Source organism: Streptomyces sp. NPDC019890 (assembly GCF_044903445.1).
Classification (GTDB): domain Bacteria; phylum Actinomycetota; class Actinomycetes; order Streptomycetales; family Streptomycetaceae; genus Streptomyces.
The window spans coordinates 58,032-75,487 of the sequence record NZ_JBJDQK010000011.1 but is presented as its reverse complement, the minus strand read 5'-3'; the positions used below and the strand labels follow the sequence as shown (position 1 = coordinate 75,487).

Here is a 17,456-nt window from a genome sequence, read left to right as displayed (position 1 = left end):
CCGGTCAGCCGAGCATTGCGGTGGCGATCCCATCCACCGCTTCAGCAATACGGGCGGCACACGCCCTTGCTTCCTCCTCGGCCGCACCATAGGGGTCGTCCAGGTCGTCGTCCCACGATCCCCCGCCGCTTGCCCCCCGCCGGACCGCGGCCCCTCTGGTCAGGGCCGCGGCCCGCTCGGCCGGGTCGTTCAGACCGGCCGCGTCGTCCTGATGCAGCAGCCTGGCGAACTCCCGCAGCGTGAAGGCGCGGCCGAGTCCATGCACCGGGGAGAGTCGCACGGCGGCCTCGCGGTGCTCCGTCGCGGCGCCCAGCACCAGTTCCGCGTCGCGCACAAGTGGGGCGGTGAGCCTTCGGGCGGCGGCTCCGGTGGGATCCCCGCCCATCTCGATGAGCAGGGAGGCGGCGGCCGGGTCCATCGGCGCGCCGTTCACGGCGATGGTTCCCGCGCTCGACACCTGGAACCTGCCCCGGGCCAAAGCGAGTCGGAAGGCCAGCAGACGCTCTGCCAGGGGTGAGCGATGCAGGTTTCCGGTGCAGACGACGAGCACACGGAAAGGTTCACGCACGGTTGAGCGGCGGATCACGGCATCACCCACGACGGAAGGATTCGGAGAGCCCAGCACCAGGCGATCCTTTCAAGAGGCGTGGCTACGCCCGGCGGTCGCGCAATCGATGTGCCACGCCCCGCCGGAGGCTGCACATTAATGCCAGCGGGACGGCCAGACCCATCACGCACACTGCCAGCCACTTGCTCCACATCGTGGGCGTGAGGTGCGGGCTGTGCACGACGGCCACGGCAGCGATGACGGCGAGCCACACGTGGATCCGCATCATGGCCTTGGCCGGTGAGAGGGGGAGGTACAGCACGACCAGAATGATCAGCATGCATTCGAGCAGGGAACGCTGCCGGTAAAAGGCCCCGCCGAAGGTGGCGATATATGCGGCGGCATAGGCCGAGGCGCCCAGCACGGCGGCGCGGCCGACCCCCTCGGTGTCCGCCCAGGCCCTGCGCAATGCGGTGGGACCAAGAAAAAGAGAGGCGATCCAGATGACGGTACCCAGATACAGCCAACGTTCCGGGACCGCGGTCTCCGGCCCGAACTCCCAGGGGAACGGCCCGAGCAGCAGGGTGACCAGATACTGAGGATGATTCAGCAGGTTCTGGGAGCCGTATCCCCCGCTGAAGCCGAGACTGGTCCCGTTGTGGACCTCCAGGCTCTCCACCAGGCCGAGGAGCGTCATCAGCCGAGGAAGTACGAAGGAGGCGGCGGCCCCTGCCACGACAAGTGATCCCACCAGGTACTCACGGCGGAATCTGACCCGGGCGAGCAGAGCAACCCCGAGAAAGAGGGCTGCCGCTGGTCTCAGGTAGAGACATGCGTAGATGCTCAGCATCGTGCTGACACAGGCGAGCGAGAAGCGCGCCCGGGTCTGCACCAGCAGGGACCACAGGACGATGCTGGTGACCAGCCCGTCCTTCAGGCCCCAGGCGTCCCACAGCAAGAGGGACGGACTTGCGCCCACCATCAGTCCGGCGGCGGCGGCGCGTTTACGCCCCCGCCCGGATGTGAGAGCCAGTCCGTACGCGGCGACCGCGCCGGTGGCCGCGAGAAGAGCCAGAACCGTCTTGGCGGCCAGCCACCCACCACCGGTCAGGAGCCTGCACAGCGCCATGATCGCCGGGTAGCCCCACACCGCGGAACCGACCAGCCCCGAGATATCGTGGGTCTCCCAGAGGCTCTGACCACGCCAGGCCGCGGTAATCATGTCGCTGGCCGATTCATAGCCCCGGGCATCCGGAAAGAGCGCGTCGCCGTTGGTCTGCGAGTGAACGACCAGGACAACACCGACGTGGAGAACCGCGGCTGCCGCGAGTACCGCCGATGCGCCCCAGAGGGAACTTCGCGGGCTGTCGGTCGGGGAAGGAAGAGGACCAGCCGGTTTCCTGAGCACGGTCGATGCGCGCATGGTCAACCGGCCTCTTTCGCTGATGTCCTGTCCGGCATTTCACTTCGTTCCACGGATGACATAGAGCCCACGAATGCGTTCGATCTCGAACTCGCTCAGGCGAAGGTCCCTGCACCAGCGCTCGAGCCGGCGCCGCGGCTGGGGCCGCTCGAATTGAGGCGAGAGCCAGTCGAAGGTGTCCAGGATCGTCCAGGTCCGCAAGGTTTCGGTGTCGGTCAATCCGAGGTGGCGGTGATTGGCGACGGGAACCAGCCGGGCCAGGTAGTCACCCACCCGCGGAACTGCGCTGAGACGCATGGAAAGTGGCAGCAGTCGTGGCGTCACGGATTGAACAACGCGATAGAGCTTGCCGGGGGGAATTCGCTTGGTGACGGGCCGCAGCAGTTGCCGTAGATGCGGATAGGCGACGATCGCTGCGTACACGTCGATGCAGAACCTTCCACCGGGCCGCAGGTAACGGAAGATCGTCTTAAAGGTCCGCTCGACGTCAGGCGTGTGCTGGATGACCCCGAGGCAGACGAGGCGGTCGAATGACTCGTCCACCAGGGGGAGGTCGTAAATACTGGCCTGAAATAGCCGCAGATTGGCGAATCGGCCATTGGATGTGGCGTTGGCATCCACCGCGTTGGAGATGTCGAAGGAGGTTACGGCGGCCCCGGCCTGGCAGAGCACCTCGGTAAAGCGTCCGGCACCGCTTCCGCACTCAAGAACTTCGCGGCCCTGAAGTTCATCGGCGGTCCAGCCGCTCTCCCGCAGTAGGCGATCTCTGGATACGGGGAGCCCCACATACGAGTCGAGCTGGGTGAGCCGATGCACATTCCATTGATACCCGAACGAATTCCCGTAGTTGTCCTCGGGAACGAACCGCGGGATCCCGTCACGCACCGGATAGGTCCGTCTACACCTTTCGCAGGTCAGTGTGGTTTCTCCGTGAAGCCGCCCACGGCAGTTCGGACACTGAAGCGTTTCGAACCAGCAACCGTCCCGGTTCTCCTCCGCGAGGCCGTCGGCCAGTCTCCTGTGCATGCAGGACAAGCTAGCTGCCATCCAGGCCTGACCACCATGCCTACAGTGCCCGCCGGAAAAGGTCACCGGTTCAGAGCACATCGCGATGTGTCCCGAAGCGAGGGGCGGGCGTTGCGCGGTAAAGCCGGGCGGAATTCCCTTACCCATGTGGTATGTATCTCGGGGCTTCGGCGGTAAGCCAGCGATGAAGTGCACCGGCAAGCGGGATGTCGGCCGACCGGTCATCCGACGGTGCAATACATGGGGAGCAATATGTGCGGGGTAGCTGGAATCGTATCTGTCAGCCCTCCCGATCCCGAACTGGTACGTGTGATGTGCCGCCGCATCACCCATCGGGGGCCCGACGGAGAGGGCTACCACACCGACGCCAATGCGGCGCTGGGGATGCGGCGACTCGCCATCATTGACGTGGCCGGCGGAGGCCAGCCGGTCTACAACGAGGACCGCACCGTCGCGGCGGTCTTCAATGGAGAGATCTACAACTTCGTCGAACTGCGCGAGCAACTGGTCGCGCGCGGGCACCGATTCGCCACCGAGGGCGACACCGAGGTGCTCGTCCACCTCTACGAGGAACACGGCGAGGATCTGGTCGCGCATCTGCGGGGTATGTTCGCCTTCGCGATCTGGGACACGGCACGGCGCCGGCTGCTGCTCGCACGGGACCGGGTGGGCAAGAAGCCGCTGTACTACCGGCAGTCCGGGACCTCACTGGCGTTCGCCTCGGAGCTGAAGGCGCTGATGGCAGATCCAGCGGTGTCCCGTGAGGTGGACCCGGAGGCTCTGCATCACTATCTGACCTACCAGTACGTGCCGGCACCGTGGTCGATCTACCGCGGAGTCCGCAAGCTGCCCCCCGGACACCTGCTGGTCTGGCAGGACGGGGAGGTGAGTCTAAGGCACTACTGGAAGCTGGACTTCACGCCCCGGCCGGTGGGCTGCGAGCGGGAAGCGGCAGAGCAGGCAAGGGAATTGCTGCTGGATGCAACGCGGGTCCGGATGGTCAGCGAGCGTCCGCTGGGGGCGTTTCTGTCCGGCGGCATCGACTCCTCCGCGGTGGTGGCCGCCATGGCCCGGCTCAGTGACCGGCCCGTGAAGACGTTCTGCATCGGATTCGACGACCAGCGTTACGACGAACGGTCCTACGCGGCCACCGTGGCCCGCCGCTATGGAACCGACCACCATGAGTTCGTGGTGGCGGGTTCGTCCGCGCTGGACGTTCTGCCCACGGTGACGCGGCATTTCGACGAACCGTTCGCCGACTCCTCGGCCATCCCCTCCTTCTTCGTGGCCGAACTGAGCCGTCGGCACGTGACGGTGGTACTCAACGGCGACGGCGGGGACGAATGCTTCGGTGGCTACCGGCGCTATGCGTACATGAAGAGAGTGGGGCGAAGGCAAGCCCCCCCTCGGCTGCATGGCGTGCTGAACCGCGTCGGCTCGGCACTGGCAGAGGCCGGCACCTCGCCCCGGTTGCGCAGGGTCGGACGGGGGCTGCAGCTGCTGGGCGAGACGCCACAGCACCGATACGCCAGCCTCATGTCCTACTTCACCAACGAGAGCAAGGACGCGCTCTACACGAAGTCGATGCACGAGCAGCTGGCCCACGTCGACAGCTATGACCTGATCGGGGAGGTGTTCGACACGTCCCGCGCGGACGAGGACGTCAACCGGTTGATGGACGTCGACGTCAACACGTACCTGCCGGGAGACCTGCTCGTGAAGGTCGACATCACCACGATGGCTCACTCGCTGGAGGCCCGATCTCCGTTCCTCGACCATCATCTGATGGAGTGGGCCGCGGGGCTGCCCGGCCGGTGGAAGGTCGACGGCCAAGTGACCAAGGCGCTGCTCAAAAAGGCGATGGCCCCATGGCTGCCGTCCGAGCTGATCACCCGCCCCAAGACCGGCTTCGGGGTACCGCTGGCGGACTGGCTTCGCTGCGAGCTGCGACCGCTGGCTTTCGATCTGCTGACCGACCACACCGCTCGCTCTCGCGGCCTGTTCCGGCCCGAGTTCGTGCGAGGACTGCTGCAGGACCATGACGAGGGGCGCGACCGCTCCACGCGGCTGTGGTCGCTGCTGCAGTTCGAGCTGTGGCATCGCACTTGCGCCGAGACCGCCTGTGACACCGCAACAGCGGCTGCCGAACCCGCCGCCCAGGGGCACTGTGGCTGACACCGCGCGACAGGTGCTCGGCATACTCGGCACCCGGGCTGCGTGCCTGGTGGTGTCCGTGTTCACCAGCGCTGTCATCGCGCGGTCCTTGGAGCCGGAGGGCCGCGGTGTCTACTACATGGCGGTCACGGTCGCCACCACGGCCACCATGCTGGGACACCTGTCTGGGGAGCAGTCGCAGAGCGCCTTGTGGACCGACGCCGGGCGCCGGGAGGCGCTCGCCGGCAACAGTGTGCCGCTCGCTCTTGTGCTCGGGACACTCAGCGGGCTGGCGGGGACTGCCTCTGTGGCCGCGGTCGGCCCTGAAACTCTGAACCTGCCGGGGATGTACCTGGTGATGGTGGCCTGCCTGAGCGTGCCGCTCGGCATCGCGTCGAACTACGCCGGCAACATCGCACTGCTGCGGGGGCGTGTGGATGTGGCGAACTGGTCCCTGCTGGCGGGGGCGCTCGCCCAATGCGCGCCTGTGGCCGCACTGGCGGCCGGCGAGAGGTTGAGCGTCGCAGCTGCGCTGATGGTCTGGGTCGCCGCCGGGGGTGTCCCGCTGGTGGTGTTCATCTCGGTCGGGGCGGCCGCGGGTCGCCACAGGGACCTGACGCTGGCACGCACGACGGTGACCACCGGCGCCCGGTACCACCTCGGACCCGCCTCGGTGTTCCTTCTGATGAACGCCGACATCTACTTGCTCAGCGCACTCACCGGAGCGCGTGAGGTAGGCATCTACTCGCTGGCCGTCGGCCTGGCCGGGTACAGCCGCATGCTGGCGGATGTCGTTTCCCAGGTGATGCTCAACCGCCAGTTCAACTCCAGTGACACCGAAGCCGCCGATGTCACCGTGCGAATCACCCGGTACGCGGTCCTGCTGGCCCTGGCCTCGGCACTGGTGCTGACAGTGGCCGCGCCGGTGCTGGTTTCCGCCGTGTACGGTGCGGCGTACACCGATGCGGTGCCGCTCGTGATGCTGCTGGCTCCCGGCGTGATGGCGCTGGGGGCGAGCCGGCTTCCGAGCACCTACCTGCTGCGGTCACGCCGTGCGCCGACGGTCGTCGTACCATCCGTGATCGCTCTAGTGGTCAACATGGCGCTGAACCTGCTGCTGATTCCCGTGTGGGGCGCTGCAGGCTGCGCGCTGGCGTCCTCGCTGGCATACGTACTGCTGGCTGCCCTTCAGATGCGACTGTTCTCCAGGATGACCGGTGTCCAGGCCCGGAAGCTGCTTCCCAAGGCCCCGGATCTGCTCACACTTCTCGCCTCCGCGCGTCGCTGCATTCCGAACCGGCAGGCTGCCGCCTAATGCCCCCGACAGCCGCGTACGGTCTTCGGCCGACCCCGAGCGACCCATCACCCGGACGACGGCGCGTCGCGATTGATACCAGAACAAATGCGACTGAGAGCCTGGACGGCAAGGAAGCACCCCGTGTGTGCGGAACTGCTGCTGAACGGAGCTGTGAACAGTGACTGGATGCCGCGACACCGAGCCCGCAAAGATCGCCGGGAATGCCGCCACCGATACCGAGCTGTCCCGCGTGAGCCTGATGATCGGTCAATTGGGGTTGGGCGGTGCCGAGAAGCAGGTAGTGATGCTGGCCCGTGGTCTGGTCGCCCATGGCATTGAGACCACCCTGCTCCTGCTGTCCGGGCGAGGGCCGCGTGAGGAAGAGCTGGCCGGTTCCGGGGTGACGATCGTCAGCCTGGGTTATCGGGGAATCACCCGGCCGTGGGTGGATCTCCGGCGCACCCTCAGCGACACCGCGGCCGCCCTGCGGGCGTTCGCCCGGCTCGTGGCGCATCTGCGCCGCGCGCGACCACAAGTCCTGCACGCCTTCTTGTTCCACTGCTACATCGCGGCAGCTCCCGCGGCCCGCCTGGCGCGTGTTCCGGTGTGCGTGGCCGGTCGGCGCAGTCTGGGCACGTTCAAGGAGGGACGCCGCGCGCAGCTGGCCGTGGAGCGGGTGACCACCGGTATGACCGACTTCGTCGTGGCGAATGCGCATGCCGTAGCCGAGGAGGCCCTGCGCCAGGAAGGCCTGCCGCGGGACAAGATCGCCGTCATTCACAACGGTATGGAGGAGCGGGATTTCCGGGTGGCCGCGCCGGCGCACCTGGCCACGGACCTGCCAGTCGTGCTGTGCGTCGCCAACCTCCGTACCTACAAGGGTCACGAATATCTCCTCGACGCCATGTGCCGGTTGCAGCAGCGGGGGCACCGCTGCACCCTGGTGTTGATCGGGGAGGGTCCGCAGCGGCCTGATCTGGAACGACAGGCACAGCGGCTGGGCATCGACGTACGGCTTCTGGGCCATCGCACGGATGTGCCCGCATTCCTCGCCCGCGCGGACGTCGTTGTGCTGCCCTCCCTGGAGGAGGGCTTGAGCAACGCGGTCATGGAGGCCATGGCCATCGGTCGGCCGGTGGTGGCCACCTCCGTCGGCGGAACACCTGAATTGCTGCGCGACCATGGGGTGCTGGTGCCGCCGGCTGACCCCGGAGCCCTGGCGGATGGCCTGCAGTGGATGCTCACGGACCACGCCGCCGCCGCACGGCTGGGTAAGGCTGCTCGGGAGTGGGCTCTTGAGCACCTGAATGCCGACAGCATGGTGGAGCGGCACGTCAGTCTCTACCGGGAACTGCTGGAGCGCAGATCCGACAGGTGAACGCGGGCGGCTGCCGGGGCCTTTGACACCGTGGCGGTCCGCCACGGCACGGCCGACAGCGCCCTCCACCGGGATCGGCGCTGCCGACCGCGCTCGGCAGCTCGGAACGCGGTCGGTTCGTGCGACCTCGGTACGTGAAGGTGTTCAGGCCGCGGCTGTCACGCTGCGAGCGGCGTGGGACGTCTGCGTGTCGCCATGATCGGTGATCGCCGCGAAGACGTACTCGTTGCAGCCCAGGCCCCCTCCGCAGGTCTTGAGATGACGCAGCTCCATCCCATGGCGCCGACCCACACGGAACACCTCTTCCGGAGCTGCGACTTCGAAGGGATAGCCGCCGACCCAGTCGATGAGGTCGTACCGGGCGGACATGCCTCGAGCGCGTCGCGCCTTGCCGCCCTCGGGACGTCGCCCCTTCACGGCCGACTTCAGCAGGGTGACCGCTCGCCGGGGAGCGTACAGATACATCCCGCTCCCGACGACCAGCACACGCCGCGCCAGCGGACCGGAGGAGTTGTACGTGCGCTTGACATGTGTCCACGCGCGGCTGCGCAGGCCCTGATCGTTGTAGATCGACACGTACAGCAACCCGCCGGGGGCAACCAGTCGGCAGGCAGTGTCCAACGCGTCCCACAGGGCGCCCGTGTGGTGCAGCACCCCCCAGGAGTAGACGATGTCGAACTGTCCGAGGCGGGAAACCAGAGACGAATCCAGCACCGAGCCCTGCTCGACCTGCCAGTCGCTGTCGGGTGCGTACCGGTCGCGCAGCTGCCTGGTGGTCGCCACGGCGTCGGGGTCGTAGTCGAAGGAGTGCACCGTCGCGCCGAGTTGGACTGCGGCCAGCGAGAAGAGCCCGCTGCCACAGCCGATGTCCAAGAACGTACGCCCCGCAAGGTCGCCGGTTCCCAGGGCCACCACGAGGGACTCCCGGGCGATGGCAATACGGTCCTCGTCGACCAGCCGACTGAACTTCTGCCAATTCTGGCCAAAGGCGAAGCGCTTACCCTGCTCCACCTCGCTGGTGCAGTCGATCACCTCATGGTCTCCTTCCTTCTGGGGGCATGTACCGCAGGCGCCGACGCCACCCCTGGTGCTCGACCCGACGAGAAACGTGCGTACTGACGCGGTATATCAGACGCTGGTCGAGAAGGGCGTCGACGCTGCGGTGACGGATACGAGAATCGACCGAATACCGGGCTTTCGGTGAGCCTCCTTGGCCTGTCGAAATATTTCCGGGCGGGTTACCAAAAACAGCGGACACAGAATTCGCGCCCTTGCCGGATACCGAAGTGCGCTCGGCCTAATATCGGGCACATGTCGACCACCACGCACCGAAGCAACGGTTCGGGCATTCCACGCCTGCGCGTGATGAGAGTCATCACGCGAATGAACATCGGTGGTCCGGCAGTTCAGGTCACCGCCCTCATGCGAGGGCTGGATCCCGAGCGATTCGACCATCTTCTGATCGCCGGTCAGGTGGGTTCGGGTGAGGCGGACTATCTGGACCAGCGAGCGGCCGACCTGCCGGTCCATCGGCTGGAGTGGATGGGACGGGCCGTGCGGCCCACCGACGACGTGCGCTGTGTTTTCGAACTGGCGAGAGCCATGCGCCGGTTCCGGCCCCATATCGTCCACACACACACGGCGAAAGCGGGCGCCCTGGGGAGAGCGGCTGCCGTCATGGCGCGTGTCCCCTCAAGGGTGCACACCTTTCACGGCCATCTCCTGCACGGTTATTTCTCCCCGGCGAAGACCCGCGTCGTGGTGCAGACCGAGCGCACGCTGGCAGCCCTCACGGACCGCCTTGTCGCCGTCGGCAGCCGGGTGCGGGACGACCTGCTCGCCGCGGGCATCGGAAAGGCGAAGCAGTACGAGGTCGTGCCGCCGGGAACCAGGCTCACCGACGCACCCGAGCCCTCCGAGGCCCGGCGAATGCTCGGTCTTCCGGAAGGCTGCCCCGTAGTCGCCTATGTGGGGCGAATTACCGGAATCAAGCGGCCCGATCGCTTTCTCGCCGTGGCCCGCGAAGTACGCCGCACCCTTCCCGCAGCCCATTTCGTGGTGTGTGGAGAAGGCGACTTCCAGCCGGATCCGGAGGCAGTCGCCGATCTCGGTGACCGCCTCCACCTGCTGGGCTGGCGCGCTGATGTGGAGACCGTCTACGCGGCCGCCGACCTGGTGTTGCTGACCTCGGACAACGAAGGCATGCCCGTCAGTCTGATCGAGGCCGGACTGGCGGGGCTGCCCGTGGTGGCCACGAACGTCGGCAGCGTCGCGGAGGTCGTGCAGGACGGTACGACGGGGCTCCTGGCACGACCGTCGTCCGCTGAACTCGCCCGGCACACAACGACTCTTCTGCGCGACGGGAAACTGCGCCAAGAGATGGGGGCACAAGCACGTACGTTCACCGCCCAGCGCTTCGGCGAGGAACGTCTGGTGGCCGACACGCAGGCTCTTTACACCTCCATCGCGGTCGCCCGCAATTGGTGGACCGCATCCCCGTTCGAAAGGTGAGCACTGTTGAACGTCCTAGTCACCGGAGGTGCCGGCTTCATCGGTGCCAACCTCTGCCGAGAGCTGGCATCGCGTCCGACCGTGGGCAAGGTCATCGCTCTGGATGACCTGAGCACAGGTTCCGCAGCCAACCTGGCGGGAGTCGACACGGAGCTGATCGAGGGCAGCATTCTCGACCCCGAGCTCCTCGACAGCATCGTGTCGGGAGTGGACGCCGTCGTCCACCTCGCGGCCCGCCCGTCCGTACCCCGGTCTCTGGCGGACCCCGTCGCCAGTCACCGTGTCAACGCGACCGGGACGATGTATGTCCTCGAGGCATGCCGACGCCATCGCGTCCCCGTGGTCGCCGCCTCGTCCTCCTCGGTCTACGGAGCCGTCCCCGTGCTTCCGAAACACGAGGAGCTGCCCACCCGGCCCATGAGCCCCTACGCCGCGAGCAAGCTCGCCACCGAGTCGTACGTCCTCGCCTACGGTGCCTCGTTCGGCCTCCCGGTCCTGGCGTTCCGGTTCTTCAACGTCTACGGGCCGTTGCAGTCAGCGGGGCACGCCTATGCCGCCGTGGTACCGGCCGTCATCGATGCCATGCTGCGCGGCACGCCCGTGAGAATTTTCGGCGACGGACTGCAGACGCGGGACTTCACCTACATCGGAACCGTCGTGAGGGTGCTGGCCGACGCTGTTCTGCGCAAGGTCACGTGCCCCGGTCCGGTCAATCTGGCCTTCGGTACGCGGGTGCCCGTCATCGACCTCACCCGGCAGCTTGCGGACATCATCGGGTCACCCGCCGACATCCGGCACGAGGCGGCGAGGCCTGGCGACGTCCGCCACTCCCAGGCGTCGGGCGGCCTCCTGCGCGAACTCTTCCCGGATGTCGCCCAAGTGCCCCTGGAGCGAGGGCTGGCCGACACCGTGCGCTGGTTCCGTACCCTGCCCGAGTACGAGGCGCCGGCAGCTGCCGAGTCCCTCCCGGTGGAAGTGGGCTGACCACAGCTCTGAGGGAGCCCCGGCGACGCGTCGGGGCTCCCCTCAGAGCTGTCCGCCCTCTCTTACGTGTACACGGGGACTCTCAGCAGCAGTCCCCACGCCACCGCAGTCACCGCGGTCACCACGACAACCGCTGCCAGCACGGCGCTCTGCGGGAACACCCTGAACATGACGAGCACCGCTGTCAGGCAGGACATGGCCGCGAAACCGCCGATGACAACCGCCACCTGACCGGCAGTCAGCCCGAGGCTCCGCAGCCGGTGGGCGATGTGATCCCTGCCGCCCTGCAGCAGAGGTCTGCCCTCCCTGCGGCGGGCGACCATGACCAGTCCGGTGTCCGCGGTCACGACCAGCGTGATGAGCAACAGACTGGTGTACTCGTAAAGGGCGGCGGTGTCCTTGTGCAGGACCACCGTGGCCGAGGACACCACAAAGCCCACGAAGAGCGAGCCCGTGTCACCGAGAAAGATCCGCGCAGGATGCCAGTTGTGGAACAGGAAGCCCGCGCTGGCTCCGGCGACGGCAGCCATGACCGCGGCAATGCCGACCAGCCCGATGGAGAGGGCGGCGCAGCACAGGAACCCTGCGGTGACGGCGGTCACGGTGGACACCACCCCGTCCATGTTGTCCAGCAGGTTGAACGCGTTGGTGGTGAAGAGGATCCAGGCGACCGCGACCACCACGTCGAACCATGAACCGAAGAGCACGGGATGGCCGCACCACAGCACCACCACCAAGGCTGCCGCGGCCTCGACACACAGACGCAGGCGAATGCTGAGCGGACGCAGGTCGTCGCCGAGGCCCAGCACGGCGATGAGCGAGGCGCTTGCGAGCAGGACGCCGACCGTGGCATCGGTCCCCTTCACGGCGAGTGTCGCCACCCACGCCGCAACAACGGTGGCGATCGCGACCGCGATGCCGCCGAGGTAGGGAGTGGGATGGACATGTGCTTTGCGTGCGCTCGGCTGGTCGGTGTAACCGCGCCGCAGGGCCAGGCGTCGCAGGGGCTCGGTCAGCAGGGCGGCGATGAAGAGTGCCCCCACACCTGCGCCTGCCGACACCAGCCACGGACTCAGACCGGACATGGGCCCACCAGCGCCGTCCGGCCCTTGGGGTCGCCTGTTCCTCCCTTCGCCGAGCCGTCGGCGGCAGCCCCGAGTGCCTGCCGCCGCACGTCGCTCCGGGCGTCTTCGACCGCGTCGTCCAAGACGTCGTCGAGGTTCCGTTGCGGCTTCCAGCCGGTGAAGTTCCTGAGTTTCGTGGTGTCGGGGACCCGGCGCTCCATGTCCTCGAACTCCGGTCCGTAGACCTCGCTGTACGAGAGGCGTTGCATCGGCGAACTGCTCTTGGCGCACGCGATGATCCGCCGCGCCAGATCCAGAACGCTGATCTCCTCGTCGCTCCCGATGTTGAAGGTCTGGCCCACGGCGTCCGGCAGGTCGATCAGCAACATGAGCGCTTCGACCACGTCTGCGACATGGAGAAAGCAGCGGCTCTGCTGTCCGGTGCCGTAGACGGTGAGGGGCTCTCCGCGGACTGCCTGACGGGCGAATCTCGGGATGACCATGCCGTAGGCGGGGCTCTGCCGAGGGCCGACGGTGTTGAAGAACCGCACGATGGTGGACTGCAGTCCGTACTCCCGGCGGTAGAGCTCGGCAAGGATCTCGTCGACCGCCTTGGCGGTGCTGTAGGACCACCGTGGGACGGAGGTGCTGCCGAGGACACGGTCGGATGTCTCGCTCAGCGGTCCGGACGAGTTCTTGCCGTAGATCTCCGACGTGCTTGCGACGATTACTCTGCGGCCATAGCGGTGAGCGGAACTGAGGACCGCTTCGGTGCCTTTGGTGTTGGTAGTGAAGGAATTCAGCGGCTGTTCCACGATGAGTTTCACACCCACGGCCGCCGCCAGGTGCACCACGACATCACATTCACTCACCAACGTGTCGACGAGCGAGGTGTCCAGCACGGAGCCCTGGACGAACTGGAAGTGCCCCGCCTCGCGCGCATGTGCAAGGTTCGTCAGGTTTCCCGTGCTGAGGTCGTCCAGTGCAACGACCGGCTCACCGTGCGCCAGAAGTGCATCGACGAGATGGGAGCCGATGAAGCCGGCTCCTCCGGTGACCAGGTATTTCGGACGTTCCATCACGCCGTCACTCCCTGTTTGCGGGTGGGCGTTGCCAGGGGCAAGTGCCCGGCAACGCACGGCAACGATAGCCAGGGATGACGCAAAAAGAATGAATTGAATCCCGCAATTAGTCCATTCGCCACCCTTGGCCACCGACATGCCCCCATTCGCCTGGCGAGTGTTCACTCGGGAGACGGACAGCAAGCCGCGTCGAGCGAGCCTGGGGCATATCCCATCGAAGCATTCTGCATGGCCAGCAGAGAGGAGTCCGATCGTGCCGACGGCAACAAACAAGGTGGTGGTGGTCGGCCAGGGGTACGTAGGTCTTCCACTCGCCGTTCGTGCGGTGGAAGCCGGGCGCAACGTCGTTGGTCTCGATGTGGACGAGATGCGTGTCAAGCGCCTTGCCGGCGGAGAGTCGTTCGCCGAGGACGTGACATCGCCCCGCCTACTGGCTGCCCTCAACTCGGGCCGCTACGCCCTGAGTACTGATTACGCGGATGCGGCGGGTTTCGACGTCTGCGTCATCACGGTGCCCACGCCTCTGAAGGACGGTGCCCCCGACCTGAGTTTCGTGGAGAGCGCCGCACAGGAGGTCGCCCAGTACCTCCGGCCGAACGCCACGGTGATCCTGGAGTCGACAACGTATCCCTGCACTACGGAGCACGTGGTGTGCCCGATTCTGGAGGCGGGCAGCGGACTTCAGGCGGGCAAGGACTTCTTCCTCGGATACAGCCCGGAAAGAATCGACCCGGGAAACCCGACCTGGCGGCTGGAGAACACCCCCAAGGTGGTCTCCGGTATGGACGACGAATCCCTGAGGAATGTCGAACTCTTCTACGACGACATCGTGGACCGTACCGTCCCGGTCAGCTCACCACGCACGGCCGAGCTGACCAAGCTCTTGGAGAACACGTTCCGCCATGTCAACATCGCCCTCGTCAACGAGCTCGCGATGTTCTGCAAACCGCTGGGAATCGACATCTGGGAAGTGATCGATGCGGCGTCGACCAAGCCTTTCGGCTTCATGCGCTTTCTGCCCGGGCCCGGCGTAGGCGGACACTGCCTGCCCATTGACCCCTCCTACCTCTCGTGGCAGGTCAAGCAGCGGCTGCGGCACGACTTCCGATTCGTGGCACTGGCCAACGACATCAACAGTCATATGCCCGACCATGTGGTAATGCGCGTTGCCAGAGGGCTCAACGCCCGGCGCAAGCCGGTCAACGGCAGCCAGGTTCTGATCCTCGGGCTCGCCTACAAGAGGAACACCGGCGACATCCGTGAGTCCCCTTCCGTCGCGGTGGCCCTCGGACTTCGGCACATGGGTGCTCATGTCCTTGCCGTGGAACCGCATGTCGACCCTGTTCAGCTGCCCGGGGACATTCTGTGCGTCGAACTCACCGAGGAACAGGTCGCGGCAGCTGATGCGGTGGTCATTGCCACCGACCACGACTCCTTCGACTACGCAATGGTGGAGCGTGTCGCCGACTACGTATTTGACGCCTGCAATCGCTGCCGCGTGGAATCAGTTGAGCGTCTCTGAGAGGCGCCGGTGCACTCCATTGGGGTGCGAAAAGTCGAGTGCACATGCCATGCACCCCAAATCCCTCAGCCTGCTCCTAGGCTGACTGCCCACTCACTCGCTCCGACTGGGGAATGACGTTGGATCTGCGCGACTACCTACGAGTCCTTTCCCGTCGATGGCACGTCATCGCCCTCGTGACTGTGCTGGGGACAGTGGCGGGCGTCCTGGCGAGTGTCCTCGTCACTCCGGAGTACCGGGCGACGACCACGCTGTTCGTGTCTCTCCAGGCCGACGCCGACACGTCCCAGCTCAATCAGGGCAACTCCTTCGCCCAGGCCAGAGTCCAGTCCTACGCCGACGTGGCGCAGAGTCCCGAAGTAACCGGACCGGTCGTGGAATACCTCCGGCTCGACATGACCTCTGCCCAGCTGGCTGAACGGATCGAGGCCGAAGCGCCGCTCAACACGGTTCTGGTCCGCCTGACCGTCACCGACACCCATGCGGCACGAGCCGCCCGGATCAGCAACACGGTCGCGCACCGCTTTGCCGACGTGATCAGGAGGCTGGAGAGTCCTGAGGAGAGCAGCCTCCCGTCCCCGGTACGGCTCACCGTGACGCACCCTGCCACCGTGCCGACCGCGCCCTCGTCCCCGAACACCCCCGTCAATGTTGCCCTGGGTCTGGCGGTGGGCCTGCTGCTCGGGCTGGGGCTGGGTGTCGCGCTGGAGACGGTGGACACGTCGATGCGTGATTCCAAAGCCCTCGCCGAGTGCCTGGCAGGCGCCGGGGGGCCTCCGGTGCTGTCCAGCATCGTGCAGGACCCGCGAGCGGCACGACAACCGGTCTCCCTGCGCGACGACATGCACAGTCCGCGTGCGGAGGGCTTCCGGAAGCTTCGTGTCAATCTGCAGTTCGCGGAGGTGGATCAGCGGCCGAAGGTGATCGCCGTCACCAGTCCGCTGCCGCGTGAGGGGAAGAGCAGCGTGTCGGTCAACCTGGCCGCCACACTCGCCGAGGAAGGGGCAAAGGTATGTCTGATCGACTGCGACCTGCGCCGGCCTTCGATTGCTCCGGCTCTCGGCCTCATCAGGGACGCCGGGCTCACCACAGCTCTAGTGGGCCAGGCCGATCTGCATGAGGTCATCCAGTCGGCCGGTACGTTCTCGGTGCTCGCCAGTGGGAGGATCCCTCCCAATCCGACACAGCTCCTCGGAAGCACCTATTTCGCCTCGCTGCTGCGCACTCTTGCCGGGCAGTTCGACCATGTCGTGGTGGACACGGCTCCGGTCCTCCCCTTCGCCGACACCACGGCGATGGCACCCGCCATCGACGGCTACCTGCTCGTGGCGCGCGCCGGGCGGACAAGCCGGAGCCAGGTCGTCGACGCCCTGCGCATCCTCGAACGCGTCAACGTCCCCGTGCTGGGGGCGGTCTTGAACGCCGCTCGGGTACGAGGAGAAGGCGACGCACATGCCTATGCGTACACGTACCGGCCGAAGCAGGACACGACAGCCCGGTTCACTGCGCTGGTGTCGTCGGGGCTGGCGGCGGTGGTTCCCGGTCGAGGACCGGCCGACAAGCAGCACCGAGCGCGGGTGCCGTCCAAGACACAATCGTAGAAACGGGCGGCGTGAGGTCATGCGTGGTGCACTGGCGGTCTCCGTCGTGGTCGTGGCCCTGGTCGGTGGCATGCTCGTCACCTCGTGCGAGACTGGCGGCGCAGCCGGAGACACCGGCCGGGGCACGGACGGGCGGGCTGCGGCAGGGATCGAGCAACTGCGGGCCGAGGTCGTCGACACCCTGCCCCATGACCCGAAGGCCTTCACCCAGGGCTTGGAGATGACCGACGGCGGCGTGCTGTACGAGAGCACGGGCGTGGTCGGACAGTCCTCGGTCCGGGCGGGGCCCCTCGACGGTTTTCCGGCGGTCCGCACCGAGTTGCCCGGGCCGCTGTTCGGCGAGGGGATCACCGTCATCGGGTCGACCCTGTGGCAGCTCACCTGGAAGAACGGCCTGGCCGTCGAACGGGACGCAAGGACGCTGGCCGAGTTGCGCCGGGTCCCTTACCGGGACGAGGGCTGGGGCGTGTGCCACCAGCGCCATCGCGACCGGCTGGTGACGAGCGACGGCTCCTCCCGGCTCACTTTCCGGGACCCCCGAACGCTCGTGAAAACAGGGGAGGTTGCCGTCACGGCCCTCGGGCGACCGGTGAGCCGGCTGAATGAGCTGGACTGCATCGGCGACGTCGTGTACGCCAACGTCTGGCCGTCGGACCGGATCATGCGCATTGATACGAACACCGGAGCGGTCACGGGGGAAGTTGACGCCAGTGGCCTCCTCACGCCACAGGAGGCTGCCCGAGCAGATGTCCTGAACGGTATCGCGGCCATTCCCGGCACCGGTCAGTTCCTGATCACCGGCAAGTGGTGGCCCAAGATGTTCCGGGTCGCCTTCGTGCCCCGGTGACCGACTCTGCGGGCCGTTGT

The 17,456-nt window shown here is 66.7% G+C and carries 14 protein-coding genes and 1 pseudogene; 8 read left to right on the top strand and 7 right to left on the bottom strand.

What is annotated here, in order from left to right:
* Positions 1–4: 4 nt before the first annotated feature.
* From ACI2LP_RS26850 to ACI2LP_RS26835, 4 genes and pseudogenes are all read right to left on the bottom strand, one after another.
* On the bottom strand, positions 5–550 hold the full coding sequence (locus tag ACI2LP_RS26850; protein WP_404727248.1) for a low molecular weight phosphatase family protein: 546 nt from the start codon (positions 548–550) through the stop codon (positions 5–7).
* Between the two features lie 100 nt (positions 551–650).
* The gene (locus ACI2LP_RS26845; RefSeq protein ID WP_404727079.1) at positions 651–1,769 is read right to left on the bottom strand and encodes a hypothetical protein; all 1,119 of its coding nucleotides are present in this window, start codon (positions 1,767–1,769) and stop codon (positions 651–653) included.
* Positions 1,770–2,009: 240 nt separating this feature from the next.
* Positions 2,010–2,855 carry a class I SAM-dependent methyltransferase gene (locus tag ACI2LP_RS26840; RefSeq protein WP_404727247.1) on the bottom strand — a complete coding sequence of 282 codons (846 nt, stop codon included), beginning with the start codon at positions 2,853–2,855 and terminating at the stop codon, positions 2,010–2,012.
* Positions 2,856–2,996: pseudogene (locus ACI2LP_RS26835) on the bottom strand (Trm112 family protein); the annotation flags it as partial.
* 240 nt (positions 2,997–3,236) lie between these two features.
* Here ACI2LP_RS26835 and asnB point away from each other — a divergent pair.
* From asnB to ACI2LP_RS26820, 3 genes are all read left to right on the top strand, one after another.
* On the top strand, positions 3,237–5,171 hold the full coding sequence (asnB, locus tag ACI2LP_RS26830) for an asparagine synthase (glutamine-hydrolyzing) (protein ID WP_404727078.1): 1,935 nt from the start codon (positions 3,237–3,239) through the stop codon (positions 5,169–5,171).
* Entirely contained in the window at positions 5,164–6,465 is a 1,302-nt protein-coding gene (locus ACI2LP_RS26825) for a lipopolysaccharide biosynthesis protein (RefSeq protein WP_404727077.1), read from the top strand. Before asnB ends, ACI2LP_RS26825 begins: the two co-directional genes overlap by 8 nt.
* A gap of 160 nt (positions 6,466–6,625) precedes the next feature.
* A complete protein-coding gene (locus ACI2LP_RS26820; RefSeq protein WP_404727076.1) occupies positions 6,626–7,825 on the top strand; it encodes a glycosyltransferase in 1,200 nt (399 codons plus the stop codon).
* Between the two features lie 144 nt (positions 7,826–7,969).
* Here the strand turns inward: ACI2LP_RS26820 and ACI2LP_RS26815 are convergent, their stop codons facing one another.
* Complete coding sequence (locus ACI2LP_RS26815; protein WP_404727075.1) at positions 7,970–8,857, bottom strand: class I SAM-dependent methyltransferase; 888 nt, start codon at positions 8,855–8,857, stop codon at positions 7,970–7,972.
* Between the two features lie 279 nt (positions 8,858–9,136).
* On the opposite strand from ACI2LP_RS26815, the gene ACI2LP_RS26810 reads away from it, so the two are divergent.
* Positions 9,137–10,336 (top strand): glycosyltransferase, encoded by a 1,200-nt coding sequence (locus tag ACI2LP_RS26810; RefSeq protein ID WP_404727074.1) that lies wholly within the window; start codon positions 9,137–9,139, stop codon positions 10,334–10,336.
* A gap of 6 nt (positions 10,337–10,342) precedes the next feature.
* Positions 10,343–11,320 (top strand): NAD-dependent epimerase/dehydratase family protein, encoded by a 978-nt coding sequence (locus tag ACI2LP_RS26805; protein ID WP_404727073.1) that lies wholly within the window; start codon positions 10,343–10,345, stop codon positions 11,318–11,320.
* 62 nt (positions 11,321–11,382) lie between these two features.
* Here ACI2LP_RS26805 and ACI2LP_RS26800 read toward each other — a convergent pair whose 3' ends face one another.
* Positions 11,383–12,405, bottom strand: a complete 1,023-nt coding sequence (locus ACI2LP_RS26800; RefSeq protein WP_404727072.1) for an MraY family glycosyltransferase — start codon at positions 12,403–12,405, stop codon at positions 11,383–11,385.
* On the bottom strand, positions 12,393–13,604 hold the full coding sequence (locus ACI2LP_RS26795; RefSeq protein ID WP_404727071.1) for an NAD-dependent epimerase/dehydratase family protein: 1,212 nt from the start codon (positions 13,602–13,604) through the stop codon (positions 12,393–12,395). The genes ACI2LP_RS26800 and ACI2LP_RS26795 overlap by 13 nt, the downstream gene beginning before the upstream one ends.
* Here ACI2LP_RS26795 and ACI2LP_RS26790 point away from each other — a divergent pair.
* The 3 genes from ACI2LP_RS26790 to ACI2LP_RS26780 all read left to right on the top strand — a co-directional run bounded on the left by ACI2LP_RS26790 (position 13,591) and on the right by ACI2LP_RS26780 (position 17,436).
* Positions 13,591–14,988: a nucleotide sugar dehydrogenase gene (locus ACI2LP_RS26790; RefSeq protein ID WP_404727070.1), complete on the top strand. Its 1,398-nt coding sequence runs from the start codon at positions 13,591–13,593 to the stop codon at positions 14,986–14,988. The two genes, ACI2LP_RS26795 and ACI2LP_RS26790, sit on opposite strands and share 14 nt — an antisense overlap.
* 113 nt (positions 14,989–15,101) lie before the next feature.
* A complete protein-coding gene (locus tag ACI2LP_RS26785) occupies positions 15,102–16,589 on the top strand; it encodes a polysaccharide biosynthesis tyrosine autokinase (RefSeq protein WP_404727069.1) in 1,488 nt (495 codons plus the stop codon).
* Positions 16,590–16,608: 19 nt separating this feature from the next.
* Positions 16,609–17,436 (top strand): glutaminyl-peptide cyclotransferase, encoded by an 828-nt coding sequence (locus tag ACI2LP_RS26780; protein WP_404727068.1) that lies wholly within the window; start codon positions 16,609–16,611, stop codon positions 17,434–17,436.
* Positions 17,437–17,456: the final 20 nt, after the last annotated feature.

What these genes read in the sequence shown, in the direction of transcription:
- ACI2LP_RS26780 (WP_404727068.1), top strand. Translation starts at nt 16,609, where the DNA reads ATGCGTGGTGCACTGGCGGTCTCCGTCGTGGTCGTGGCCCTGGTCGGT.
- ACI2LP_RS26810 (WP_404727074.1), top strand. Translation starts at nt 9,137, where the DNA reads ATGTCGACCACCACGCACCGAAGCAACGGTTCGGGCATTCCACGCCTG.
- ACI2LP_RS26800 (WP_404727072.1), bottom strand. Translation starts at nt 12,405, where the DNA reads ATGTCCGGTCTGAGTCCGTGGCTGGTGTCGGCAGGCGCAGGTGTGGGG.
- ACI2LP_RS26795 (WP_404727071.1), bottom strand. Translation starts at nt 13,604, where the DNA reads ATGTCGGTGGCCAAGGGTGGCGAATGGACTAATTGCGGGATTCAATTC.
- ACI2LP_RS26845 (WP_404727079.1), bottom strand. Translation starts at nt 1,769, where the DNA reads ATGATTACCGCGGCCTGGCGTGGTCAGAGCCTCTGGGAGACCCACGAT.
- asnB (WP_404727078.1), top strand. Translation starts at nt 3,237, where the DNA reads ATGGGGAGCAATATGTGCGGGGTAGCTGGAATCGTATCTGTCAGCCCT.
- ACI2LP_RS26785 (WP_404727069.1), top strand. Translation starts at nt 15,102, where the DNA reads ATGACGTTGGATCTGCGCGACTACCTACGAGTCCTTTCCCGTCGATGG.